The organism is Rossellomorea aquimaris (genome assembly GCF_001877785.1).
GTDB classification, from domain to species: domain Bacteria; phylum Bacillota; class Bacilli; order Bacillales; family Bacillaceae_B; genus Rossellomorea; species Rossellomorea aquimaris_A.
In genome coordinates this window covers 1-25,817 of record NZ_MINN01000106.1, presented here as the reverse complement: position 1 = coordinate 25,817, position 25,817 = coordinate 1, and the positions used below count along the sequence as shown (strand labels likewise).

The window sequence follows — 25,817 nt, the reverse complement described above, 5'->3', positions numbered from 1 at the left end:
AACTGCCTTAAACTTTGTTGTTGATTCCCATCAACACTTGCAATTTTCTGGCTTCCGCTAAAATCACCAGGTACACCAAAATTATTTAAACCTCAACGACTTACCAATCATGCTTTTTCGATCGGGGCAAATTTGGCCAGAAGGCGTTTGATGCCTGTCGGGCTTGGAAAGGCGATGTCGAGTTCGACGCTGTCGCCTGAGCCTTTTACGCTTACGACGGTGCCTGTGCCCCATTTTTTGTGGGACGCCTTGTCGCCTACCTGCCAGGAGACTGCTTCTCCGCCGGTTGTCTTCTGTACAACCGGTCGTGTGACTGGCTTCCTCGGTGCAGGACGGGACGGAGATCCTCCTGCCGTTCTGCCAAACGGTGACGAGAACGGGCCTTTACTCTTGCTTTCGGCCATGACGTCATCCAGCAGGTCTGCCGGGATTTCACTGATGAACCTCGATACAGGATTCATTTTCGTCTGCCCGAACAAGGTCCTCATCTGTGCATTTGTCATATAAAGCTCTTCTTCTGCACGAGTGATCCCAACATAGGCAAGCCTCCGCTCCTCCTCCATTTCGTCTTCTTCCATGAGGGAACGGCTGTGAGGGAATACACCTTCCTCCATCCCCATGAGGAATACGACCGGGAATTCAAGCCCTTTCGCAGCATGAAGGGTCATCAGGATGACTGAATCCTTAGGCTGATCATCTTCATCCAGCTTATCGATGTCGGCAACGAGGGCAAGGTCTGTCAAGAACGCCACAAGGCTCTTATCGTCGTTAGACTGTTCGAAGCTTTTTGTAACGGACAGGAACTCGTCCAGGTTTTCCAGTCTGCTCTGGGATTCGATTGATTTTTCCGCTTTCAGCATATCGGTGTAGCCTGATTTCTCAAGGATTTCTTCTACAAGCTCAGTTACCGATAAGTACTCCTGCATTCCAGTATAGCCTTTGACCATTTCTTTAAATTCAATAACAGCTTTTGTGATCTTCGGGCTTAACCCGATAAAATCGGCTTCCTCGAGCGCAGAAAACATCGAAATGTCATGATCCGCTGCGTATCGTGCGATTTTATCGACCGAGGTCGCCCCGACTCCGCGTTTCGGTACATTGATCACACGCTGAAGGCTGATATCATCATCGGGATTGGCAATCAAACGAAGATAGGCAAGGATATCCTTGATCTCTTTTCTGTCGTAGAACTTGATGCCGCCGACGATGCTGTACTCAATATTCGACTTGAGCAGGACTTCCTCCATTACACGCGACTGGGCATTTGTACGATACAGGATGGCAAAGTCAGAGTATTTACGTTTTCCGCTATCCACCATCTCCTTGATCTTTCCTGTAACGAACTGCGCTTCTGTCTGCTCGGAATCCGCCCTATAATAAGAAATCTTTTCTCCGTCGTGATTCTCCGTCCAGAGATTCTTCGGCTTACGGTTCGAATTCTTCTGGATCACTTCGTTCGCCGCCTGCAGGATTCGCTTGGTCGACCGATAATTCTGTTCAAGCAAAATGACGTTCGCTCGCGGATAATCCTTTTCAAACGAAAGGATATTGGCAATATCCGCTCCGCGCCAGCGGTAGATCGATTGATCCGAATCCCCTACGACGCACAGATTCTGAAAGCGTGAAGCCATTAATTTCACGAGCATATATTGCGCCTTGTTCGTATCCTGATACTCGTCCACGTGGATGTATTGGAATTTACGCTGATAGAATTCCAGCACTTCCGGAACCCTTTGGAACAAGTGGATCGTCGTCATGATCAGGTCATCGAAGTCCAGTGCCTGATTCTTGCGGAGACGCTTTTGATATTCCGTGTAAACATCCGATACCACCTGGTCATAGTAGCCTCCCGCTGTTTTGGAGAACTCTTCCGTAGTGATTAGTTCATTCTTCGCGGAACTGATGGACCCGAGGATGGAACGGGCATCGAATTTCTTCGGATCGATATTTTTATCTTTCAGGATGGATTTGATCACGGACTGCTGATCCGTCGAATCCAGTATCGTGAAATTCCTATTCATCCCGATGCGGTCGATGTCCCGGCGCAAAATCCGCACACACATACTGTGGAATGTTGAAATCCAGATGTCCTCGGATGCTCCGCCCAGGATATTATTGATACGATCCTTCATCTCCCTGGCTGCCTTATTCGTAAACGTGATCGCCAGTATGTTGTAAGGATTCACTCCTTTTTCCACCATTAGATACGCAATCCGGTGCGTCAGCACTCTTGTCTTACCTGACCCCGCACCTGCCATGATCAATAAAGGACCCTCTGTCGCCTTCACCGCCTCCGCCTGCTGCGGATTCATTCCGTTCAATAACCGATCAGTCAAAAATTGCATAACATTCTCACCACCATAACGAACATTTGTTCTGTATTTGTCTTCCATTATATCTTAAAGAGGACTGAACCTCCAGTACGAATCTATCCCTTTACGGCCTTAACTGTTTTTAAAGCCGCTTTTAAATCTTCATATACTATATTTCCAACGACGACCACGTCTGATACTCCGGCCATTTCCCGGGCCTGATCTGGGGTTTTGATGCCGCCGCCATAGAAAAGGGTCGTATTTTCAAGTGAATCTTTTACTTCTCTCACTGTATCAATATCACCGTATGTACCGCTGTACTCCAGATAGAAAATCGGCAGGTTGAACATCTTCTCCGCCATCATCGCATACGCAGCGGCATCCTCGCCTGAGAGTTCCGTATTGGCTTCCGTCACCTTTGCTGCTTTGCAGTCACTGTTCAAGATACAATACCCTTCAACAAGGATTTCATCCCAGTTCATGATCTCCCCGTATTCCTTCACCGCCTGATGATGAAGGCCGGTCACCCAGTCAACGTTCGGGCTGTTCATCACCATCGGGATAAAGTACAAATCAAATCCCGGGGTGATCGACTCCAAATTGGAAACCTCCAGTATACACGGTACTGTATAGCGGCGCACCCGCGCCATCAAATCGAGGACATTCTCGAGAGTTACACCGTCCGTTCCCCCTACAATGATGGCATCCGTTCCAGACTCGCATACAGCCTCCAGCTCATCATCATCTATATGTTTATCGGGATCCAGCTTAAACGCATGTCTCCACTTTTGAACATCATACATCGATTGTTCCTCCATTCATACATCCATCTAACGTATTATATCATGTGCAGAAGGGAGTCGCATTACCTCGTCTTTTGTTAAAAAATGAAATTGAGATGGGGCTGGGCCTGGCGGAGTTTGAATGTTTGCCGGGTTGTTGTAATGTAGGCAGTTGGTGCGGGCGTGGGGTTGTGCGGCTTACCCAGGGGGTGAAGCTTAATTAGAATAAATCTTATAAGATCATAAAATTGGAAAATGGATCATAAATCTCTGGAATGGATCATATTTTCTCAGAATGGATCATAAATTTCCGGAATGGATCATAAATCCTGAAAATGGATCATAAACACACTCGAGCAGCAGGATTATTACTGAGTTGAAGTCCTGTTCTTATAAAACAACCCAATTCCATATCCATTTCAAACAAAAATCTATAAAAGGGCCTATATAAGATGTCACCCGCACTTTATAAAATGCCATCTCTACAGCTAGCTTCTTAAAATCCCAAACAAGCACACAAACAAAAAACCGCTATCCAATTAAGATAACGGTTCCTCGACTATTCTTCCGCTTTTTCATGCACGCGGTCGAGCACAAGCTGATACGCGTCGTTGCCGTAGTTCAGGCAGCGCTTCACCCGGGAGATGGTGGCTGTGCTTGCTCCCGTTTCAGTTTCAATTTTATGGTACGTTTTGCCTTCTTGAAGCATGCGGGCCACTTCAAGTCTTTGCGCAAGGGACTGAATTTCGTTGATCGTGCACAAATCATCAAAGAATCGATAGCATTCTTCCATATCCTGCAGGGAAAGAACCGCGTTAAAAAGCTGGTCCAGTTCTTTCCCTCTAAGTTTGTTTATTTGCATATATAATCTCCTTTTCCTTCTCTATTGTTGATACGATACAGATCCTGACAAGCCTGGAGAGTCCGGGATGATATTGATCCAGGTTGCACCTTTTCTCAGGGGTACCTGCTTCCCGTCTTCATATGGAAGGATCCTGCCATCCGTGTTCTCCCATTTGACCTCACGGAGTTTTCCATCCTGCAAGAGGTAGGCGTTTCCGCCGGATTCCAGGTCGATATCCCTTCTGCCTGCACTGTCAATGATCTTATGCGGGGCTTCGGCAATGAGGATATTTTCAAGCAGGACCGGATCTTCGGTTTCGTAATCAACCGTCTGCTCCCCGTTCGAATAGCGTTCATATTTGCCTTCGTCCTCTTTGTATTCATAGACGACATCAAACAGCGGATTATTAAAATAGGAAATCATGATGGATTCCGCATCTTCTCCATCCACTGATGCATCTTTTGAAGCAAATCGCAGCGGCTCAGGAGGAGTCTTCATTGAAAAACCGTTCTCTTTTGCCCCTTTTTTAATATTTTCAAAAGAAATATAAGAATTATGAGGCGCCTTCCGGAATTCTGCCCGCTTGAATAGCGTCCCATCATATCTGATCCCGTTCAAATGATCGATTTCCCCGCTTACAAGCATCGCTTTTGCATCGGGGCTGTAACCATGGGCAAGATACAGGCTGTCGTAGCCTTTTGCAAGGTCGATATAATAATCCCTTGCGCTCCGCACCGGCCCGATTCTATCGGGCTGCCTGCTTTGAAAGATGGCAAGGAATCTTGTCACATCCCCTTCTGCCAGTAGTTCATACACTATATCAGCTTTGGAAAGACCGGATTGAGGCCTTGCCTTCGGATGATTATTTACCATGACAGCGACCGCGCGATCAGTCGATTCTTCCTTCATTTCTTCACCGGTAAGCGGTGACTGGAACTTCATCACGTTCTCGACATTTTCATTCGCCACGGGCGCAGTTTCTTCTTTCGCAGGTTTCTTTCCTGCTTCTTTATCTGAACTGCATGCTGCAAGGGTCAGAGCACTTAACAAGATAATAAGTGGCTTTTTCAGCATAAAATTGTAACACCCCTAATGTTGTCTCTATACTTTCATATTTTAACGCATTATCGTTGGAAAGAGTACCGTTTTCTTCATTACATCATAGATTCCTTTTTGCGTCACCCGTATATATGGTAAATGGGTCGACTGCAAAAAGAGCAGAGTGTAAATCGGATCGGAAAATTTATAGCCCCGTTCTGAAAGCAGTACCTTCATGATTTTCTCTTCTTCAATCAGCTCCGGCATCTCTTTTTTCGAAAGAAGGCCGCTGAGCGGAAGCGGGATCTCGTGCAGCACTTCTCCATTTTCCGTCAGTACGATTCCGCCTCCTATTTCTTTCATTCTGTTGAAAGCAGCGATCATATCCGGTTTACTTTTCCCGATCAGTATGATATCCCCCGTATTGGAGTAGGAAGACGCAAATCCCTTCACCCCGTTAGAGAATCCTTTCAGCATGGTGCTGATCCTCCATTTCCCTTTTCGGTCGAGGAGCATCAGGAAAGACTGGTCATGATCCGAAGCCAGTTCGTCTGTCGACGGATTAATATTGATCGAATAAGGCTTGGTGATCACATCGTTAACCATTTCAATGCCAAATGGCATGGAGAACTGAAGATCATCATAGGTTACATCCCAGTCCAATGCGAGAGGGGTGAAGCCATGTTCCTCCCATGGAATCTCCTGATCATGTTCGACCTGCATCTTATCTCTCAGCACCCATTTCCCTTTTGACAGGACAGAAACAGGTGAAGGATCCTCTTTACTGCTGAGGAAGTTGATATTGGCAACCCTGCCTGTTGCAATCATTCCATGCAGGTGGGTCAGATTATAGTAGTTGGCCGCGTTATAGCTTGCCATGTTGTAAGCTTCGATCGGGGAAATACCCTTATCGATGATCATTTTAAGCAATACGTTCAAGACTCCCTCTTCATGAAAAGCAGGTGTCGACCCGTCTGTTGTAAGAAGGATGGAATCGAAATTTTCGATTCCCTTTTCCTTGAGTCCGTCGAGCAGAACCGGCAGATCCGGGCGTATAGATGAGTGACGGAGCGTCACCGTCAAACCTTGGATCAGTCTTTTGTAGACGTCTTCCCCTGTCATTGCTTCGTGGTCGCCGTCGATTCCGAGAAGCTTGAGCTTGGCGATCGTTTTATCTGAAGAACCGGGAAGATGGCCCTCGACGATTTTCCCCATTCTCTTGGCTTCCTGCATCCAGTGAAGAAGCAGATCGTCCCCTTCCAAAAGCCGCGGCCACGCAGTCAGCTCCCCGCCCTGGACGACCGAATCATGCTCAAGCCACGATTTTACCTCTCCGTTTGAAAAGGTTGTGGCTTCGTCGGCCATTTCGGTTTGTGAATCAAAGCGTGTCCACCAGTACATCGAGTACGGCAGCTTGTTGAATTCTTTCAATAAAGAAAACGCTTTCTTTTTTTCCAACTGTAAAAACATCATGAGGTTATCATTTACAAATGCAGTTGTACCTGTTTGGGATGCATACTTGGAAAAAGATTGGGGATTATAAAGCTGAAACGGATGTACGTGAGGTTCTATATATCCGGGCACCAGGTATTGTGAAGCACAATCCACGACTTCACATTCCCCCAGCTGTTCCGGGAGCTTGTCACCGGTATAGACGATTCGGTCTTCGTACACCCAGATATGTCCCTGTATCCATTGCTTCAATGTGGAGTGCAGGTATGTTGCATTTTTCAAAAGGATAGTCGGAGATCGCTCCCCGTCGAGAACCTGTATGTGTTCCCGCAGTTGTTTATTCTTCCATCTGTAGCGTTGTTCCAAGGCGAACACTCCTCTGGTGGAATGGTATTGAATGTCTGTTTTCTCTATCTCATTTCTTTAACATGTATGGTGGCTGCAAGGTTGATAAAACCTTCACATAGCCCCTTTCACTCAAAAAGAAAGGGCTTTCATTCATGTTAACATATTTTGTATTTTAACGCATTAAAGGTTTACAACAATTATGTGAATTTTCAAATCAAGGAGGAGTTTACAAATGAAAGTATCATCAAACATCGGGATCATCAATGCATTGATCCGCATCACGGTTGGATTAACGATTCTGACATGGACAACGGCCAAGCTCGTCAAGCGCCCCTGGAGAGATTCCTATCTCGTTCTGGCCATGGTCGGAGCCATGAAAGTCGGCGAAGGAATCCTGCGCTACTGCCCTGTCACCGACCTTTTTGAAAAGAGGGGCGAAGGCGGCAGTGAGAACAAGTTCAAAGGAATGGGAAGTAAAGCGATGGACATGTTCAATGTTAAAGATATGATGAAATCTGATAAAAAGAATACCGGGAATCAGAACTTCGGCGGAAGTGAGTTTCAAAAACAAGAGCCGAATATGTCAGAGAAAGATGCCGATTTCAATCCCGAGAACCTGACCAATAAAGAAGTCCAGGACGCACTGAACGGCGGACTCGGTAAATCATCCGACAAAAAGGACAACTTCGATAACCACGGATTCACTCAAATCTAATCAAAGAGGGGCGGGCCTTTATCCCGATAAAGGCCCGTCCCTCTTCACATTAACATGTGGAATTTTCATTAAAGGAGATGCTTGTAATGTTCTGGGAGTATTTGACTGATATGTCTTATGTGCTTTTTTCACTGATCGGCGGGATTATCGCGATTGCTTACGTGTATATCCGCAGAACTAGGAAGAGACGTGTCCGATAGCCTTCTTTCCGATGTCTTTTCTGAAAAATAGACCTCTCCACCGGAGTGTGTCCAATTTTTCATATACTGAATCATAAGCCGCTTCCACACTGCCGGCTTCTGCAGCGATCAACAGTACCCGGCCTCCGTCCGTCATCAGTTCCCCTTCTTCATTGCGGGCTGTTCCGGCATGGAAGACGAGTGTATCTTTTTTAAGACCCTGCAGCTCAGGCAGGCTGACGCCCTTTTGATATCCCTCCGGATAACCGTCTGAAGCCAGCACCACACCAAGCACCGCTTCTTCCTTCCACTCGAGGCTGATTTCTTTTCCATCAAGCAGATCTCTGATGACCAGCCCAAGATCCGATTTCATGCGCGGCAGGACGACCTGTGTTTCCGGATCCCCAAAGCGCGCATTGAATTCAATCACTTTCGGACCTTCTGCTGTCAGCATGAGCCCAGCATATAGAATACCCGTAAACGGGCGGCCTTCCTTCACCATCGCTTCCGCTGTCGGTATCAGGACCGTCGACACGGCTTCTTTCACAATCTCTTCAGGAATATGCGGCACAGGTGAGTAAGCACCCATCCCGCCAGTGTTAGGACCCTGATCGCCGTCAAACGCACGCTTATGATCCTGCGCGATCACCATCGGATACACGTTCTTGTCCTGTACGAATGCCATCAAAGAAAACTCTTCTCCCACCAGACATTCTTCAATCACCACTTTCACCGATGCATCCCCGAATTTTTTATCAAGGAGCATTTCCTCCAGCGCCTGCAGGGCCTCTTCCTCCGTCTGGGCCACAACCACGCCTTTACCGGCTGCAAGCCCGTCTGCCTTGATCACAATCGGTGCCCCGGCTTTTTTGATATGTGCCGACGCAGCTTGAATGTCTGTGAATACTTCATATGAGGCAGTCGGTATATTGTACTTCTTCATCAGTTCCTTCGAGAAGGACTTGCTTCCCTCTATGATTGCCGCGCTTTTGGAAGGACCGAATATCTTCAGCCCCTCTGCCTGGAACTCATCGACAATCCCATCCAGCAAAGGATTCTCAGGCCCGACGAACGTGAAGTCTATATCCTTCTCTTTCGCCAGGGAAATAAGGGCTTCAAAATCGGTTTCCTGGACAGGGATGCATTCAGCAACTTCCGCCATGCCCGGATTACCCGGTGCACAAAAAACATGTGAAACACTTTCGCTCTCAGCCAGCTTCCGGGCAATCGCATGCTCACGTCCGCCGCGTCCAATGACAAGTATCCTCATAGAAAAGCCTCCTTATAATGAGTGAACCCCTCCTTCTTTTTGAATGAGAGAGGGGGTGGAATGGTTGTCTTTTTTTGTTGTGTGTATGCTGCGTTTTGTACTTGGGGCATATTTGGGGCTGTGTACCTGGTACACCACCTCTGATCAGCTGGGTCCGTTCAGTGGGGTGCCTGGCTCAAATCGGCCAAATTGAGCCTGGCTCAAACTACACCTTTTGAACCTGGCTCAAACTACACCTTTTGAACCTGGCTCAAACTACACCTTTTGAACCTGGCTCAAACTACATCTTTTGTGCCTGGCTCAAAACAGTCAAATCGTGCCTGGCTCAAAAACCCCAATCTGTGCCTGGCACCAACTAACCGACCAACCTCAAAACCCTAATGTTTAAAATGACGAACCCCGGTAAACACCATCGTAATCCCGTATTCATCTGCTTTCTTGATCGAATCTTCATCACGGATCGATCCGCCCGGCTGGATGATGGCCGTGACGCCGGCTTTAGCTGCGGCTTCGACGGTGTCATCCATCGGGAAGAATGCGTCTGATGCCATGCTGGATCCTGCTGCACGTCCTCCCGCCTGCTCGATGGCAATCTTGGCTGCACCGACGCGGTTCATCTGTCCCGCTCCGACACCGATGGTCATCTGCGAATCAGTCAGGACGATCGCATTTGATTTCACGTGTTTGACAACTTTCCAGCCGAGCTTCATGGCTGCCCATTCTTCTTCTGTCGGCTCACGCTTAGTGACGACCCTTACATCGGCATCTTCCAAAGTGAAGGTGTCATCCGACTGAACGAGAAGGCCGCCTTCGACTGTGGTAATCTTTTCTTCTAACTTGTTCAGTGATTCAAACGGCACCGTCAACAGACGGATATTCTTTTTACCGGAAAGGATCTCGAATGCTTCATCGCTGAACGATGGAGCAATGACGATCTCCAGGAAAATTTCATGGAGCTGTTTTGCCGTATCTTCGTCAACCACACGGTTCAATGCAACGATGCCGCCGAAGATGGAAGTAGAATCGGCTTCATAAGCCTTTGTGAACGCTTCGCTGATCGTTTCACCCACTCCGACTCCGCAAGGGTTCATGTGCTTGACTGCGACTGCAGCCGGCTCCGTGAATTCTTTTACAATCTGCAGGGCTGCATTTGCATCGTTGATATTATTGTAGGAAAGCTCTTTCCCATGCATCTGCCTCGCCATCGCAACGGAAAATTCAGAACCAAGCGGTGCCCGGTAAAAGGATGCCTTCTGATGAGGGTTCTCGCCGTAGCGCAAGTTTTGTTTAAGTTCATAGGTCATGGTCAGGCGCTCCGGATTTTCTTCTCCGGATACTTCTGTCATATATCCCGCGATATGGGCGTCATACGCTGCCGTGTGGCGGAATACTTTCGCAGCAAGCTTCCGGCGGTTCTCATGGGAAACCTCCCCGTTCAGCTTCAATTCTGCAATCACCTGATCGTAGTCGAGTGCATCCACGACAACAGTCACATAAGCGTGGTTCTTGGCTGCTGCACGAAGCATCGTCGGTCCGCCGATATCGATATTTTCAATCGCGTCGTCAACACTTACATTCGGCTTGGCGATTGTCTGCTGAAATGGATAAAGATTTACACAGACAAGGTCGATGCCTTCGATTCCCTGCTCTTCAAGCTGCACACGGTGCGACTCTTCGCCGCGTTTGGCCAGAAGGCCTCCGTGGATTGAGGGGTGAAGTGTTTTCACGCGGCCTTCAAGGATTTCAGGGAAGCCTGTGACTTCCTCAACGCCTTTCACTTCCAGGCCGTTATCAGAAAGCAGTTTCTTCGTCCCGCCTGTTGAAAGGATTTCATATCCCAACTGGATTAATTCCTGGGTGAATTCCACGATTCCGCTTTTATCTGAAACACTGATCAACGCTCTTTTTTTCATATGGCTCCTCCTCTGACTGATCACTATTTAATTGCCTTGTTAAAAGGCCCGTCCCTCAAAACTTTACCACACTACCACAATAAAGCAACATGCTCTTATTTCGTTCAATAGCCTGTTGTGAGGAAGAGGTGGTTGAGGGTCACCGGGTATAAGTGGTGTTCGACATGCTGGATTTTTTCCTGAAGGGAATCCCGCGTTTCCCCTGTGGAGATGCGGACGATTTCCTGTTCGATTATTTCACCTGTATCCATCCCGGCATCCACATAATGAACCGTTACCCCGGTGATCTTCACTCCGGCTTCGAGTGCCTGGCCGACGGCGTCTTTCCCCGGAAACGCAGGCAGGAGCGACGGATGGATATTGACGATCCTGCCTCCGTAGCTTTCAAGCAGGGTCGGGCCGATCAGCCTCATATAGCCTGCCAGCACAATGAAATCCACTCCGGCAGCTTCGAGATGCCGCTGGATTTCCCTTTCGAATGCTTGCTTGTTTTCATAGTCTTTTGCACGGAATACGAAAGCAGGGATCCCGGCCGACTGTGCCCTGTGGATGACAAAGGCACCCGGCTGGTCACAAACCAGCAGACCGATGTTCGCCTTCAGCGTACCGGCTTGAACGGCATTTACGATGGCTTGAAAATTACTTCCGCTTCCTGAAGCAAAAATGGCAATCTGTCTCATGACTAAGCCTCCATTACTGACTCGGTTTTTGTACGAATTGTACTCCTTCTTTGGTTGAAACCTTACCGATGATGCGGGCTGCTTCTCCCTGTCCGTTCAGGAAATTAACAATCTTTGCGGCGTCATCCTCTTCAACTGCAAGCACAAATCCGATCCCCATATTGAAAATGTTGTACATCTCTTCATGAGGGATCCCTCCGTACTTTTTAAGCGCCGTGAAGATGTCTGGTACTTCCCAGCTGCCTTCCGTGATCTCGGCACCGAGACCTCCAGGCATCATCCGCGGGATGTTCTCGATGAATCCGCCACCGGTGATATGGGACATCCCGTTGATGCGGTATCGTTTCAAAGCGGCCAGCACCGGTTTTACATAAATCCTGGTCGGTGCAAGCAAAGCTTCCTTTAGTGTGGTGTTTATTTCCGGCAATGATTCTTCCAAAGAGAAAGAATGATCTTCAAAAAAGACCTTTCGTACTAAAGAGTATCCATTACTGTGTATACCACTTGAACCCAGTCCGATTAACACATTTCCTTCAGAAATGTTCTCTCCTGTCACGATTTCTTTCTTTTCACAGGCGCCAACGGCAAATCCGGCGATGTCGTATTCTTCATCTGTATACATCCCCGGCATCTCGGCCGTTTCGCCGCCGATCAGCGCGCAGCCTGCCATTTCACATCCGTCCGCAATTCCTTTTACAATACCTTCTATCTTTGCAGGATGAGCCTTTCCGGTCGCTATATAATCCAAGAAATAAAGCGGCTCAGCTCCCTGGACGACGATATCATTCACGCACATCGCCACACAGTCGATGCCGATCGTGTCATGTTTGTCAGCCATGAACGCAAGCTTCAGCTTCGTCCCGACTCCGTCCGTCCCTGACACGAGGACCGGTTCTTTTAAACCAAGCTGCGACAGGTCAAACATACCGCCGAAACTCCCGAGCTGACCGAGTACGCCTTCGCGTGCGGTACGTTTCACATGCTTTTTGATCCGTTCGATCGATTCATATCCTGCTTCTATATCTACGCCTGCCTGGCGATACGCATTTGCCATCTCGATCTCCCCCTATTTCACAAGCTCTTTTTCATGCGGATGCAGCGTATCCGGATAGATTTCCGTCGGATACTTCCCGGTGAAGCAGGCAAGGCACTGCCCTCGGTTAGGTGAAGAATCATCGCGCCCGATTGCTTTCAATACGCCTTCCGTACTGAGGAATGTCAGCGAATCCGCCCCGATGATCTCACGCATTTCTTCCACTGAATTAGAAGATGCAATCAGTTCTTCGTGAGTCGATGTATCAATCCCGTAGTAACACGGATTTTTAATGGGAGGGGAACTGATGCAGACATGCACTTCCTTTGCGCCCGCTTCCTTCAGCATGCTGACGATCCTTCTGCTCGTCGTGCCGCGGACGATGGAATCATCCACCATGACGACGCGCTTGCCTTCCACGACCCCTCTCACCGGTGAAAGCTTCATCTTCACACCCTGTTCACGGAGGGACTGGGACGGCTGGATGAACGTACGCCCGACATAGCGGTTCTTGATAAGCCCCATTTCATACGGGATACCCGATGCTTCCGCGTAGCCGATTGCACTTGAAATGCTTGAGTCCGGCACCCCGGTCACGACATCCGCTTCGATCGGTGCTTCATGGGCAAGCTCCATCCCCATCCGTTTGCGGGCTGAGTGGACGTTGATGCCCTGGATATTGCTGTCCGGTCTTGAAAAATAAACATATTCCATCGTGCACATCGCATTTCCATTCGAAAAACTGAACCGTTCCGAGGTGATTCCTTCATCATTGATGATCAGGAGCTCGCCAGGCTCAATGTCCCTTACGAATTCTGCTCCGACGATATCGAAGGCACATGTTTCAGAAGCCACACAATATGCGTCGCCAATCTTTGCAAGGGAGAGCGGGCGGAGTCCATGCGGATCAAGCGCCACCATCATCTCCGTCTCTGTCATGACCAGAAATGCATAGGCACCCTTCAGCATCGTCAGCGCATTCTTCACCCGGTCCTTCAACTGTGCATATCCGCTTCTTTTGATCAGATGGGCAAGCACTTCCGTATCCGAAGTGGTTTGGAAAATACTGCCCTGCCCCTCAAGCTGGTGCTTCAGGGCATTCGCATTGATCAGGTTCCCATTATGGGCTAGCGCAAGTCCGCCGCTCTGCGAGTTGAAAAGGAGCGGCTGGACATTTTCATAGCCTCCGCCCCCTGCGGTCGTATAGCGGACGTGACCGATCGCTCCGTCACCCGTTAGTTTCTCGATCGAACCTTCCTGGAACACTTCGGTTACAAGGCCTTCCCCTTTATGACCGCGAAGCGTCTCGCCATCCGATACGATGATCCCGGTTCCTTCCTGTCCGCGGTGCTGCAGGCTGTGAAGCCCGTAGTACGTAATTTGGGCAGCATTCGGATGTCCCCATATCCCGAATACCCCGCATTCTTCGTTTAAACCTTTGATTTCAGCAGGCATGGAATCGCTCCTCTCCAGGCTGACTCAAGTTCCCCGACAGCCGCTTGTACAAGGATTTCTCCTTTGCGTGATGCAATTGTGACTTCCCCGTCTTTCTTGACGGCACCGACTGCTTTTGCTTCCCCTACAAGTTTTTCAAACTCATCGCGATTCTCAGGCTTTACCGTCACCAGGAAGCGGGATTGCGTTTCGCTGAATAAATCCGTTACATGACAGTCTCCGTCAACAAAGATTTCTGCTCCAAGTCCTTCTGTGCCGAACGTCGATTCTGCAAGCGCCACTGAGAGTCCGCCTTCCGCGAGATCATGGGCCGATGCGACCAATCCTTTTTGGATGGCTTCGAGCAGCTGCATCTGACGGCGGAGTTCAACTTTCAAATCAATGGCAGGCGCCTGTCCGAAAATCTTTCCTTCCGTCAGCTTCTGCAGTTCGCTTCCTCCGAATTCCGCTTCTGTTTCCCCGATGACATAGATCAAGTCGCCCGCTTCCTTGAAGCTTTGGGTCGTAACATGATCAAGGTCTTCCACCAGTCCGACCATCCCCACAACAGGCGTCGGATAAACGGCTGTGCCCATCGATTCGTTATAGAGGGACACGTTGCCGCCGATGACCGGTGTGGACAGCTCGCGGCAAGCTTCGCTCATCCCGTCCACGGACTTCTCGATCTGCCAGAAGATTTCAGGTTTTTCAGGATTCCCGAAATTCAGGCAGTCCGTGATTGCAAGCGGGATACCGCCAGAGCACACAATGTTACGTGCTGCTTCCGCCACTGCGATCTTCCCGCCGACTTCAGGATCCAAGTACAGATAGCGCGAATTACAATCCGTCGTCATCGCCAGCGCCTTTCTCGTCCCTCTCACACGGACAACTGCAGCATCCGATCCTGGAGTGACGACCGTACTTGTTCTGACCTGATGGTCGTATTGATCATAGACCCATTCCTTGCTTGCGACCGTCGGCTGCTTTAATAATGAAATCAGCGTTTCTTTATAATCATCCACTTGAGGTACCTTTGTTTCCATCGTCTGGAACTCTTTATAGTAAGCCGCTTCCTCGGAAGGCTTATGGTAAACAGGCGCTTCTTCGGCAAGGGCATCAACCGGTACATCGGCAACCACTTTATCCTTATGAAGAAGGCGGAGACGCTTGTCGTCCGTCACTTTCCCGATTGAAACGGCTTCAAGGTCATATTTTGAAAACAGATCGATAATCTCCTGCTCGCGGCCTTTTTCCACGACGATCAACATGCGCTCCTGTGATTCGGAAAGCATCATTTCATAAGCCGTCATCCCTCTTTCACGCTGAGGGACAAGATCCAGATTCATCTCGATCCCCGATCCGGCTTTGGACGCCATCTCCGCGGACGAGCTGGTCAACCCGGCTGCCCCCATATCCTGAATCCCGACGAGCGCATCGTTTTGAACCAATTCAAGACACGCCTCCAACAGGAGTTTCTCCATAAAAGGATCTCCAACCTGGACGGCAGGTCGTTTCTCTTCAGAGCCTTCGTTCAATTCTTCTGAAGCAAATGTCGCGCCATGGATCCCGTCGCGGCCTGTTTTCGCCCCGACATACATGACCGTGTTGCCGACACCGTGGGCCTGGCCTTTTTTGATATCTTTATGATCGATCAGTCCGACGCACATCGCGTTGACAAGCGGGTTGCCTTCATAGGATGAGTCGAATTGGACTTCGCCTCCGACCGTCGGGATGCCGATGCAGTTGCCGTAGCCCGCAATCCCTGCGACTACTTCTTTAAATAGATACTGAACACGAGGAGAATCCAGCTCTCCAAAGCGTAAAGAGTTGAGGAGGGCAATGGGTCTCGCTCCCATCGAGAATACATCCCGTATAATGCCGCCGACACCCGTCGCCGCCCCTTGATAAGGTTCAATCGCTGAAGGGTGGTTATGACTTTCGATTTTGAACACCACTGCCTGATCATCGCCGATATCAACGATCCCAGCTCCTTCCCCCGGTCCCTGCAGAACCCGCTCGCCAGTCACCGGGAACTTCTTCAGGACAGGCTTGGAATTTTTATAGCTGCAATGTTCCGACCACATGACCGAGAATAGACCGGTCTCCGTGTAGTTCGGTGTTCTTCCCAGGATGTTTTCCACCATTGAAAATTCTTCGTCCGTTAAGCCCATTTCACGATAAAGCTGTTCTTCTTTCACCTTTGATGGGGTTGGTTCAAGCATTAACGACATGTTTTTCCCTCCAGTGTTTGACAATCGATTGAAAGAGTTTCTTCCCGTCTTCACTACCTAATAAAGTGTCCATCGCCCGTTCTGGGTGAGGCATCATGCCAAGGACATTCCCGTTCTCATTCGTGATCCCTGCGATATCCGCTACGCTCCCGTTCGGATTCCCGCCGCTGTAGGTGAACACAATCTGGTTGTTCTCCTGCAGCCTCTGTAGCGTCTCTTCGTCACAGAAGTAATTGCCTTCTCCGTGAGCGATTGGAATGTGAATCTCCGTCCCATTTTCATAGCTGTTCGTAAACATCGTTTCATTGTTTTCAACCGTTAACGGAACCGTCTTGCAGATGAACTTCAGGCTGTCATTCCGGCGCATCGCCCCCGGAAGCAGGCCCGTTTCCAGAAGGATCTGGAATCCGTTGCACACACCCAGTACCGGTTTCCCCTGCTCAGCAGCCTTCACGACTTCCTTCATCACATTTGAAAAGCGCGCGATCGCCCCTGAGCGCAGGTAATCCCCGTATGAGAATCCGCCCGGCAAAAGAATGACATCATAGTTTTCAAGAGAAAGATCATCATGCCAGACGTAATCGGCTTCTTCCCCGATCTCATCCTTGATTGCATGGTACATATCAATGTCACAGTTGGATCCCGGAAATACAATCACCGCAAATTTCATTGAGCCACACTCTCCTCGATTTCGTATCGATAATCCTCGATTACAGGGTTTGCCAATAAACGGTGGCACATTTCTTCAACAGCCGCTTCGACATTCTCCACCGTCGACGGAAGGGTAAGCTCCATATACTTTCCGACGCGTACATATTCAACTGCCTTGAACTCCATTGAATGAAGCGCCTGTTTAACCGCGCTCCCCTGCGGATCCAATACACTTTCCCTTAACGTGATATAAACTTTTACTTTGTACATAGACCTTTTCCCCCTAAACGTTCTAGTATGATTGAATAGACTTCTGTTAAACTGCCTAACTCTCTTCTGAATACATCTTTATCAAGCTTTTGCTTCGTCTCCCGATCCCACAGCCGGCATGTATCCGGCGAGATTTCATCCCCGAGCAGGATTTTCCCGCTGCGGTCTTTCCCGAACTCAAGCTTGAAATCCACTAAAAGCACACCAGCTTCTTTAAAAACCCCTTGAAGGACTCCATTGACATTGAGGGCCATTTCCCTTAACTGCATCCGTTCTTCTTTTGTAGCGATCTCTAGATAGTCAATGTGATCATCCGTGATCAGCGGGTCCCCGAGGTCATCATTTTTATAATAAAATTCGATGATCGGCTTCGGGATTTCAATCCCCTCTTCAATGCCAAGGCGCTTGGAAAGACTCCCGGCGATTACATTCCTGACGACCACTTCGAGCGGGATGATGTCCACCCGTTTCACGAGCTGTTCATGATCCGACAGCTGCTTGATGAAATGACTCCCGATCCCTTTTTCCGCAAGCTTTGAAAATAGCAGACTCGAAATCTTATTATTTAAAACCCCTTTGCCGTCGATGTCCGCTTTTTTCTCCCCGTTAAAAGCAGTGGCTGAATCCTTGTATCGGATCCAGACGACCTCTTCATCATTTGTGGAAAAAATCTGTTTTGCTTTCCCTTCATATAAAAGCGTCCCTTTTTCCATCTGAAATCCCCCCTGTCGTTTCAATATTGACAATCTTCAGTCTATATTTGGATAAAAAAAGGGAGGGATCCTTTTAAAAACCCCTGCCCTATGTACTTGTTGAAATTCTTACTCAACCAATCCGCAGCGTTCAAAAATCGTATCGACATGCTTCAGATGGTAATTATAATCGAAGCAGTCATCGATTTCCGCTGGAGAAAGCTTGGATGTGATCGTGCCTTCTTCCTCGATCAGCGAACGGAACGGCACCTGCTTCTCCCAGGCTTCCATCGCCTTCGGCTGCACCGTGTCATATGCTTCCTCACGCGCCATGCCTTTATCGATCAAGGCAAGAAGGACACGCTGTGAGTAGATCAGCCCGAGAGTACGATCCATGTTGCGCTTCATATTTTCAGGGAATACCGTCAAGTTCTTCACGATATTGCCGAATCGGTTCAGCATGTAATTGAGTGCGATCGTCGCATCCGGTAAAATCACCCGTTCAGCTGAAGAGTGAGAGATATCACGCTCATGCCATAACGGCACATTCTCATAGGCGGTCATCATATAACCTCTGATCACACGCGCCATCCCCGTCATGTTCTCGGAACCGATCGGGTTGCGCTTATGAGGCATAGCCGATGAACCTTTTTGACCTTTCGCGAAGAATTCCTCCACTTCGCGCGTTTCACTCTTCTGAAGTCCGCGTACTTCAACGGCGAACTTTTCAATTGACGTCGCAATCAAAGCAATTGTGCTCATATAGTGAGCATGTCGGTCACGCTGCAGCGTTTGAGTGGAAACCGGTGCAGGCTTGATGCCAAGCTTTTCACACACATATGATTCAACGAATGGATCGATATTTGCATATGTCCCGACAGCACCGGAAATCTTGCCGAATTCCACACCGTCCGCAGCAGCTTTAAACCGCTCCACGTTACGCTTCATCTCTTCATACCAGAGAGCAAGCTTCAGTCCGAAAGTCGTCGGTTCAGCGTGGACACCATGCGTCCGTCCCATCATCACCGTATGTTTATGCTCGATCGCTTTGTTTTTCAAAATCTCGACAAATCGCTCTAGATCCTTCAAGATGATTTCATTCGCCTGCTTCAGCTGATAAGAAAGTGCGGTATCGACTACATCCGTAGAAGTGAGACCGTAGTGTACCCATTTTCTTTCCTCTCCAAGCGTTTCAGAAACGGCACGCGTGAAAGCCACGACGTCATGGCGCGTTTCCGCTTCGATTTCTTTGATGCGGTCCACATTGAAGCCTGCGTTTTCGCGAATCTTTGCCACATCTTCTTTCGGGATATCTCCAAGCTCAGACCAGGCTTCACAAGCAAGGATCTCCACTTCAAGCCATGCCTGAAATCTGTTTTCCTCTGTCCAAATCGCTCCCATTTCTGGGCGTGTATAACGTTCAATCATTTCATTCGTCCTCCGATCTTTTCCTGCACCTTCCAAACCCCGGCATCATTAACGGACTTAAGCGTCTGCTCAATGTCATCCGTCAGAATCGTGACATGCCCCATCTTCCGTTTCGGCTTCGGCACATCTTTCCCGTACAGATGCACAAACCAGGAAGGCTGATTTGGAATAGCTTTCATGACAGGTTCTATATGTTCCCCTAATAGATTAACCATCACAGCGCTCTTTAATAATGAAGGCTTTTCAAGCGGCCAATTGCAAACCGCTTTAATATGCTGGGCAAACTGGGATGAGTCACATGCTTCGATTGAATAATGACCTGAATTATGCGGCCTCGGAGCCAGTTCATTGATATAAATGGAGCCGTCTTCCGTCAGGAACATTTCAATCGCAAGCGTCCCGACCAGATCGAGGGTCTCGCTGATCCTCTCGGCCATTTCAACCGCTTTGCGCGAAATTCCTTCAGAGACACGGGCCGGCGCAACCGTTTCATGAAGGATATTGTCCACATGAATATTTTCCACCACCGGAAAATGGGTCTGCTGTCCGTCCGGATTCCTTGTGACGATCACCGACAGTTCCCGGTCAAACGGAATCCACTTTTCAAGTACACACGGTCCGTTTTCCAAAAGCACCGCCGCTTCGCCCACTTCTTCCACCTTGCGGATCACGAATTGCCCTTTGCCGTCATATCCGCCCCTTGAAGTCTTCAGAACTGCTGGATAGCCAAGCTTTTCTATATTATCATAGATGTCCTCTTCCTGTAGAATCACAGCATAAGGAGCCACTTCAACCCCCGCGAGCGTCAGTGCTGCCTTCTCCTGGATGCGGTCCTGTGTGATGCGGATAAGTTCAGCACCCTGCGGCACGTATGCCCTGCCCGCCAGCCATTTCAACGCGTCATAGTCTATGTTCTCAAACTCATACGTAATCACATCAGATGCTTCTGCCAGGCGGTCGAGTGCTTCATATTGATCGAATGGAGCGGTAATCACCAGGTCTGCAACCTGTGCACAAGGCGAAGCAGGCGATGGATCCAATACCGCTATCTTAAATCCACTGTGCTTTGCCGCCAGGGCCATCATCCGTCCAAGCTGCCCTCCGCCGATGATTCCGATTGTCTGTCCAGGTAAGATTGTCTTTTTAAACAAGGTCATCACTGCTTTCCATCACTTTTTCGCGTAGTTCCTCACGTCTGGTTTCCAGCTTGTCTGCCAATGCCCCATCACCGATCGAGAGGATCTGTGCTGCAAGCAGTCCCGCATTGACCGCTCCCGCCTTACCGATGGCAACGGTCGCTACCGGCACCCCGCCGGGCATCTGTACAATGGACAGAAGGGAATCCATCCCGTTCAGCGCCTTCGACTGCACCGGCACCCCGATGACAGGAAGAGTCGTTTTGGCAGCCACCATGCCAGGAAGGTGAGCTGCACCCCCTGCACCCGCAATGATCGCCTTTATGCCTCTGTCCCTCGCAGTTTCGGCGTATTCGAACATATAATCAGGTGTGCGATGGGCCGAGACGACCCTCTTCTCATATGGAACCCCGAGCTCTTCCATAATGTCACACGCATGCTTCATCGTTTCCCAGTCAGATGTACTTCCCATAATGATCCCTATCATATCGTGACGGCACCTCCACTCGAATTCTTCACAAAAAATACCCAGATCAATTGATCTCTCCAATATGAGAGAAAGCAATTGATCTGGGTATTTTCACCGTACAGAAAGAGCCCTTCCAAAAAGGGACAGCAAAGACACTTCTGCATCCAGACAGTCACTTCCCCTCATAGTCCGGCCGTTTACGGCAGCCGGGTAGAAACTTACAGGCCCTATCCCCGTTATTATATGAGGGTATTCGATTTATTTGTCTTCATCATACCGTTATTCACCGGCACTGTCAACGAATAATCGAACGATTTTAAATGTCTGAAAATTAATGTTCGGTTTTAACCGATATTACTCTTCTGTTTTCTTCCCTTCGAACACAATTGTCTGCCTTACAGGGACAACATCTGTTTTCCCGCCGTCTTTCTTCTCTTCAAAAACAGGCTTTTCCATCCTTCTGACCGGCATATAACCCGCTTCCTTCATCCGGTCAAGGCAGTCGCCGATCGTTTCATGTTCCTGCACTTCAAATAAAAGTTTCTTTTTATTCATACTTTGATTTTTCCTTTGCGTATATTTCGGACGGTCTTCACCCAGAACCCGCCGTGGATCGTCTTCGGCTCGTATGCGATGATGAACGCTTTAGGATCCAGCTCCTTGATCGTTGCGTACAGCTTCATTTCATACTTGCGCGGCGTCAGGATCTGCAGGGCCATCCGATTTCCTTCAAGGCCATTCGCTTCCCAGTTGGTCACCCCGTACCCTTTCGAACGGAGTTGATCCGGAAGAGCTTTATCATATTCCTTGGTGATCACGTTAACCGTAATATACCCCAAAGCGAGCTTCTCTTCAATCTTCATACCGACCACAACCCCGATCCCGTAACCGACCGCATAGGCAATCAAGTTCTGGATTTCATTCAGGTTGTCCAATACCAGGCCGAGACCGACTACATAAATGACGACCTCGAACGTACTCACAAATGCCGCAAAATACCGGTATCCCTTCAGCGTCAGGATCATCCGTATCGTAAAAAATGACACGTACACAATATTTATCACTAAGATGATCAGCACCATCATTACACTATTCTCAAACAACTTTTCGTCCCTCCCAAGGATGTGTCAAATCATTTTCCTATTTTACTAGAAATATTGCGGAATATGAACCGTTGAAAGGAAAATAAACGCGCAGTTCCGTATGACAATATTTAGCAAAAATAATATAATCCTAAATAAATCAGTAAAAAGGGATTTCTCATCAAATTCTAATCTTTTTTTAATTGCTTTCACCTTTAGCCGCGTTAGTATAGGAATTGCTTAAGAATATTAGTGCTTAACATAGCTAATCACTTCCTTCTTGTGTAATCTTATTTTATAAGATTCATTCTAAATTTCTTCATTTGTTGACAAAAGCCATGCTGAGGCTTTTGTCTTTTTTTGTCTTTATATCGCTGTTGATTTCCGTGGAAAATTCCGCTTTCCGCGGGTGACCCGTGAGCCTCCTCGGCATTGCCTGCGGGGTCTCACATTGGCCACTTTTCCCGCAGGAGTCTCCATTTTCCACTCCAATCAACAGCTGGATCCGTTTAGGACAAAAGCATTTCCCCCAAAAATTTGAAATAAAAAAAGGTTCAACGACTATGCAGGTGTGCACGTCATTGAACCTTTTGGCTGTTTTAGATTGCTGCCGGTTTTGTCACTTTTTTGCCTTCGATTTTGCTTACTGCTTCTTCGCTTGTGTCCACACGTCTGACGAACAGGGCCAATACGAGGGCTACAAGGTTGATTCCAAGGGCAACGTAGAAGGAATATTGAATTCCTGCAAGCAGGGACTGCTGTGTCAACAGGGCAGTCGACTGCTCTGTCACAGTCGCCGGATCGACACCGCTCATCAAGCTCTCTGCCTCAGTCTTGGCAACGGTGTTCATAATAGTGATCAGAATCGCTGTACCGATTGAACCGGATACTTGCTGTGCCGTATTATTCACCGCTGTTCCGTGCGGATTCAAACGGTTAGGAAGCTGATTCAAACCATTTGTCATGATCGGCATCATCACCATGGACATCCCGAAGAGACGCAGTGTGTAAATCATGATGATGTGTGTATATGTCGTATCGATTTGCAAGTGTGCCAGCATATAAGTGGATACTGCAGTAATCGCAAGTCCGGTAAGGGACAACGCACGCGGACCAAATTTATCAAACAGCTTGCCGGTGATAGGAGACATGATCCCCATGATGATCGCACCCGGAAGCATCATCAGACCTGAATTCAGCGGGGAAATACCGCGGACACTCTGAACATATGCAGGTGTCAAGATCATTCCTGAGAACATGGCAACCGCATTGACGATCGCAATCACTGATGCAAGTGCAAACATCGGATACTTATAAACATGAAGATCCAATAACGGCTCATCGATTTTAAACTGACGGATGATGAAAGCAGCCAAGGCGATGCCACCGACAATAAGAGTCGTTAACACAATGCCGTCCGTCCAGCCGTCTGAACTCGCAGTGGAGCACCCGTATAACAATCCTCCAAATCCGATGACAGAAAGAATGAGCGACATCAAATCAAGTGAAGCTTCTTTATTTTGATCCATGATGTTTCTGAATTTCCATACGGCCAGTAACAAGCTCATGACCGCCAATGGCAGGATCATTTCAAACAGCAGACGCCAGTCGTGATGTTCCACGATATAACCGGACAGTGTCGGTCCGATCGCAGGTGCCGTTATCATGACCAGTCCGAAGACACCCATCGCTGCCCCGCGCTTTTCACGCGGAAAGCTGACGAGCATGACGTTCATAAGTAACGGCCCCATCACTGAGGAGCCTGCAGCCTGAACCATACGCCCTGTAAGAAGCAAGCCGAAGTTCGGTGCAAAAGCTGCCAGTGCAGTACCCAGAGTGAAGATGGCCAGGGACGTGATGACCAGGTTTCGATTCGAGAAACGAGTGATTAAAAATGCGGAAGCCGGGATCAACACCCCGCTCACAAGCATATACCCCGTAGCGAGCCACTGAACAGTTGAATAATCTGCTATTTTCAAGTCAACCATGATGGATGGCAGTGCTACATTTAATAATGAGTTATTTAAAAATGCGACGAAAGCTCCAATGAAAAGTATCGCCAACATTAAATACGGCGGTTTGTTATTTTGAATTGCTGAGTCCATACCCTCATCCTTTTTTCTTTTAGTATTTTATTTTGCTACTCGAACTATTTTATACCCATAGTTCAAATAAATCAACACTTTTATACCGTTAGTATAAAAATGTTGTCTTTCCAGTCTAACAAAACTATACTACTCTATAGAGGGAAGACTGGAGGCACGTATGAATAATCGAAAAAGAAAAGTCGCAGATATCGCATTAATATTATTTATAGAAAAAGGTTTCCAACAGACTTCAATTCAGGAAATCATTGATAAAGCCAATATTTCAAAAGGGACGTTCTATAATTACTTCACGTCCAAAAACGATTGTATCGCTGATATTTTGGAGTACCTGCGCTATGACGCCAGTCAGCAGCGGGTCGCCATGCAGATTGGAAAAGATGCAAAGGACCGGAACGTCCTGGCAGAGCAGATCACCATCCTGATCAGATTAAATAAAGAACGCAATTTAAATGTACTCTTCGAAGCTATCCTTTCCTCAAACGAAGCCGAACTGAAAAAACTGGTCATGCAGCACCGGATGATCGAGATGGAATGGCTGTCCAACCGCTTCATCGAGGTCATGGGTGACCAAATAAGGGAAGTTGCCTTTGAAGGGACCGTCCTGTTTTACGGAATGCTGCAATACGAATTGTTTACTATGAGGGTAACCAACAGCTCTTCGCCAGTGGAGAAACTGGTGGATGCAGTGCTCTCCTATATCGAACTGATCATTCCTTATATGTTGAAGCATGATACTGCCATGTTGAATCATTCAGCAATCGATCTTTTGCAATCCAATATCGATAAACGTACTGTTACGAAATCGGATATACTGGAGCATGGTGAACGCCTTCAGAAACATTGTCGTTTTAACAATGAGCAGCAGGACTTATTCGACGCCATCATAAATGAAGTGCAGCAGGACCGGATCCGAAAAGTCGTCCTTAAACCCCTGCTGAAACCATTCCAGCAATTATTCAATGACACGGATGAAGAGTCCCATGTGCATAAGTTTACGAATATGATTTGGTATTATCTGAAGTCGGTTTGATGATTTTACAGTGAGAGCTATTAAAGATTGATATAGCCTGTAGCCGCCGGGAAGGATTCTTTTCGGGGGCTTTTTTGTTTGTGTGAGGTCAGCATTCTGAATTCCGAGTTGAGGCAGGTTTGCGGCGGTTTAAAAATGGAACGATTTGGGTTTTAATAATATATTTTGATTTTTGATAATTAAAGGGCCGTTTTTGATAATATAATTGGATTTTTGATAATAAACCCGTCGTTTTTGATAATATATCGGCTTGGCCCCAGATATCAGGGCGATTTCAGCCCAAACCGAACTTCATCCATCCTTTTTCAACCAAAAACATATAAAAATTGATAAAACCACAAAAAAAACAGCCCATTTCTGAGCTGCTTTTCTTATTTGCCTGGCGATGTCCTACTCTCACAGGGGGAGAGCCCCCAACTACCATCGGCGCTGAAGAGCTTAACTTCCGTGTTCGGCATGGGAACGGGTGTGACCTCTTCGCCATAATCACCAGACGAATATTTAATTGAAGGGTTTGTTCCTTCAAAACTAGATAAAGGATTGATGTCAAGAATACCGGTATTGCCGTTGTGTTTATTTAAAAATGACTCTTTTGGTTAAGTCCTCGATCGATTAGTATCAGTCAGCTCCACATGTCGCCATGCTTCCACCTCTGACCTATCTACCTGGTCATCTTCCAGGGATCTTACTCACATAAAGTGATGGGAAATCTCATCTCGA

At 48.0% G+C, this 25,817-nt stretch carries 23 protein-coding genes, 2 rRNA genes and 1 riboswitch; of the genes, 3 read left to right on the top strand and 22 right to left on the bottom strand.

Translation table 11 applies throughout. The features are described from left to right. Nucleotides 1–107: 107 nt before the first annotated feature. The 5 genes from pcrA to BHE18_RS15055 form a co-directional block, all read right to left on the bottom strand. On the bottom strand, nucleotides 108–2,345 hold the full coding sequence (gene pcrA / locus BHE18_RS15075) for a DNA helicase PcrA (RefSeq protein WP_071619360.1): 2,238 nt from the start codon (nucleotides 2,343–2,345) through the stop codon (nucleotides 108–110). Between the two features lie 83 nt (nucleotides 2,346–2,428). Further along, on the bottom strand, nucleotides 2,429–3,115 hold the full coding sequence (locus tag BHE18_RS15070) for a heptaprenylglyceryl phosphate synthase (protein WP_071619359.1): 687 nt from the start codon (nucleotides 3,113–3,115) through the stop codon (nucleotides 2,429–2,431). Nucleotides 3,116–3,653: 538 nt separating this feature from the next. Next, the gene (locus BHE18_RS15065) at nucleotides 3,654–3,956 is read right to left on the bottom strand and encodes a YerC/YecD family TrpR-related protein (protein ID WP_071619358.1); all 303 of its coding nucleotides are present in this window, start codon (nucleotides 3,954–3,956) and stop codon (nucleotides 3,654–3,656) included. Between the two features lie 21 nt (nucleotides 3,957–3,977). After that, nucleotides 3,978–5,012, bottom strand: a complete 1,035-nt coding sequence (locus tag BHE18_RS15060; protein WP_071619357.1) for a DUF3048 domain-containing protein — start codon at nucleotides 5,010–5,012, stop codon at nucleotides 3,978–3,980. Nucleotides 5,013–5,054: 42 nt separating this feature from the next. Beyond that, on the bottom strand, nucleotides 5,055–6,794 hold the full coding sequence (locus BHE18_RS15055) for an adenine deaminase C-terminal domain-containing protein (RefSeq protein WP_071619356.1): 1,740 nt from the start codon (nucleotides 6,792–6,794) through the stop codon (nucleotides 5,055–5,057). Between the two features lie 214 nt (nucleotides 6,795–7,008). Between BHE18_RS15055 and BHE18_RS22735 the strand changes: the two genes are divergently transcribed. Together BHE18_RS22735 and BHE18_RS23860 are read left to right on the top strand one after the other, a co-directional pair. Then, on the top strand, nucleotides 7,009–7,491 hold the full coding sequence (locus tag BHE18_RS22735; protein WP_083573825.1) for a YgaP family membrane protein: 483 nt from the start codon (nucleotides 7,009–7,011) through the stop codon (nucleotides 7,489–7,491). Nucleotides 7,492–7,568: 77 nt separating this feature from the next. Next, on the top strand, nucleotides 7,569–7,691 hold the full coding sequence (locus BHE18_RS23860; protein WP_328585892.1) for an EYxxD motif small membrane protein: 123 nt from the start codon (nucleotides 7,569–7,571) through the stop codon (nucleotides 7,689–7,691). Here BHE18_RS23860 and purD read toward each other — a convergent pair. The 15 genes from purD to BHE18_RS14975 form a co-directional block, all read right to left on the bottom strand. Next, nucleotides 7,669–8,940 (bottom strand): phosphoribosylamine--glycine ligase, encoded by a 1,272-nt coding sequence (gene purD, locus BHE18_RS15045; RefSeq protein WP_071619355.1) that lies wholly within the window; start codon nucleotides 8,938–8,940, stop codon nucleotides 7,669–7,671. The two genes, BHE18_RS23860 and purD, sit on opposite strands and share 23 nt — an antisense overlap. A 377-nt stretch (nucleotides 8,941–9,317) precedes the next feature. Further along, nucleotides 9,318–10,853, bottom strand: a complete 1,536-nt coding sequence (purH, locus tag BHE18_RS15040) for a bifunctional phosphoribosylaminoimidazolecarboxamide formyltransferase/IMP cyclohydrolase (protein WP_071619354.1) — start codon at nucleotides 10,851–10,853, stop codon at nucleotides 9,318–9,320. A gap of 104 nt (nucleotides 10,854–10,957) precedes the next feature. Continuing rightward, nucleotides 10,958–11,533, bottom strand: coding sequence for a phosphoribosylglycinamide formyltransferase (purN, locus tag BHE18_RS15035; protein WP_071619353.1), 576 nt, complete (start codon nucleotides 11,531–11,533; stop codon nucleotides 10,958–10,960). Between the two features lie 13 nt (nucleotides 11,534–11,546). Beyond that, on the bottom strand, nucleotides 11,547–12,587 hold the full coding sequence (gene purM / locus BHE18_RS15030) for a phosphoribosylformylglycinamidine cyclo-ligase (RefSeq protein WP_071619352.1): 1,041 nt from the start codon (nucleotides 12,585–12,587) through the stop codon (nucleotides 11,547–11,549). A 12-nt stretch (nucleotides 12,588–12,599) separates the two neighbouring features. After that, complete coding sequence (gene purF / locus BHE18_RS15025; protein WP_071619640.1) at nucleotides 12,600–14,021, bottom strand: amidophosphoribosyltransferase; 1,422 nt, start codon at nucleotides 14,019–14,021, stop codon at nucleotides 12,600–12,602. Beyond that, entirely contained in the window at nucleotides 13,997–16,231 is a 2,235-nt protein-coding gene (purL, locus tag BHE18_RS15020; protein WP_071619351.1) for a phosphoribosylformylglycinamidine synthase subunit PurL, read from the bottom strand. Before purL ends, purF begins: the two co-directional genes overlap by 25 nt. Then, a complete protein-coding gene (gene purQ / locus BHE18_RS15015; RefSeq protein ID WP_071619350.1) occupies nucleotides 16,215–16,901 on the bottom strand; it encodes a phosphoribosylformylglycinamidine synthase subunit PurQ in 687 nt (228 codons plus the stop codon). Before purQ ends, purL begins: the two co-directional genes overlap by 17 nt. Next, the gene (purS, locus tag BHE18_RS15010) at nucleotides 16,898–17,152 is read right to left on the bottom strand and encodes a phosphoribosylformylglycinamidine synthase subunit PurS (RefSeq protein WP_071619349.1); all 255 of its coding nucleotides are present in this window, start codon (nucleotides 17,150–17,152) and stop codon (nucleotides 16,898–16,900) included. Before purS ends, purQ begins: the two co-directional genes overlap by 4 nt. Beyond that, nucleotides 17,140–17,865, bottom strand: coding sequence for a phosphoribosylaminoimidazolesuccinocarboxamide synthase (gene purC, locus BHE18_RS15005; RefSeq protein WP_071619348.1), 726 nt, complete (start codon nucleotides 17,863–17,865; stop codon nucleotides 17,140–17,142). Before purC ends, purS begins: the two co-directional genes overlap by 13 nt. Nucleotides 17,866–17,973: 108 nt before the next feature. Beyond that, a complete protein-coding gene (purB, locus tag BHE18_RS15000) occupies nucleotides 17,974–19,272 on the bottom strand; it encodes an adenylosuccinate lyase (protein ID WP_071619347.1) in 1,299 nt (432 codons plus the stop codon). Beyond that, nucleotides 19,269–20,429, bottom strand: a complete 1,161-nt coding sequence (gene purK, locus BHE18_RS14995) for a 5-(carboxyamino)imidazole ribonucleotide synthase (RefSeq protein ID WP_071619346.1) — start codon at nucleotides 20,427–20,429, stop codon at nucleotides 19,269–19,271. The genes purB and purK overlap by 4 nt, the downstream gene beginning before the upstream one ends. Then, complete coding sequence (purE, locus tag BHE18_RS14990) at nucleotides 20,416–20,895, bottom strand: 5-(carboxyamino)imidazole ribonucleotide mutase (protein WP_071619345.1); 480 nt, start codon at nucleotides 20,893–20,895, stop codon at nucleotides 20,416–20,418. Before purE ends, purK begins: the two co-directional genes overlap by 14 nt. A gap of 147 nt (nucleotides 20,896–21,042) precedes the next feature. Next, nucleotides 21,043–21,144: riboswitch (purine riboswitch) on the bottom strand. Between the two features lie 87 nt (nucleotides 21,145–21,231). Next, a complete protein-coding gene (locus BHE18_RS14985) occupies nucleotides 21,232–21,432 on the bottom strand; it encodes an NETI motif-containing protein (protein ID WP_071619344.1) in 201 nt (66 codons plus the stop codon). Next, nucleotides 21,429–21,959 (bottom strand): DUF2179 domain-containing protein, encoded by a 531-nt coding sequence (locus BHE18_RS14980; RefSeq protein ID WP_162266036.1) that lies wholly within the window; start codon nucleotides 21,957–21,959, stop codon nucleotides 21,429–21,431. The genes BHE18_RS14985 and BHE18_RS14980 overlap by 4 nt, the downstream gene beginning before the upstream one ends. A gap of 599 nt (nucleotides 21,960–22,558) precedes the next feature. Beyond that, nucleotides 22,559–24,064, bottom strand: a complete 1,506-nt coding sequence (locus tag BHE18_RS14975; protein ID WP_071619342.1) for a DHA2 family efflux MFS transporter permease subunit — start codon at nucleotides 24,062–24,064, stop codon at nucleotides 22,559–22,561. A 160-nt stretch (nucleotides 24,065–24,224) separates the two neighbouring features. On the opposite strand from BHE18_RS14975, the gene BHE18_RS14970 reads away from it, so the two are divergent. After that, nucleotides 24,225–25,097, top strand: coding sequence for a TetR/AcrR family transcriptional regulator (locus tag BHE18_RS14970; protein ID WP_071619341.1), 873 nt, complete (start codon nucleotides 24,225–24,227; stop codon nucleotides 25,095–25,097). Nucleotides 25,098–25,474: 377 nt separating this feature from the next. Here BHE18_RS14970 and rrf read toward each other — a convergent pair. Next, nucleotides 25,475–25,591 (bottom strand): 5S ribosomal RNA (gene rrf / locus BHE18_RS14965). Nucleotides 25,592–25,689: 98 nt separating this feature from the next. Next, a 23S ribosomal RNA gene (locus BHE18_RS14960) occupies nucleotides 25,690–25,817 on the bottom strand; the annotation flags it as partial.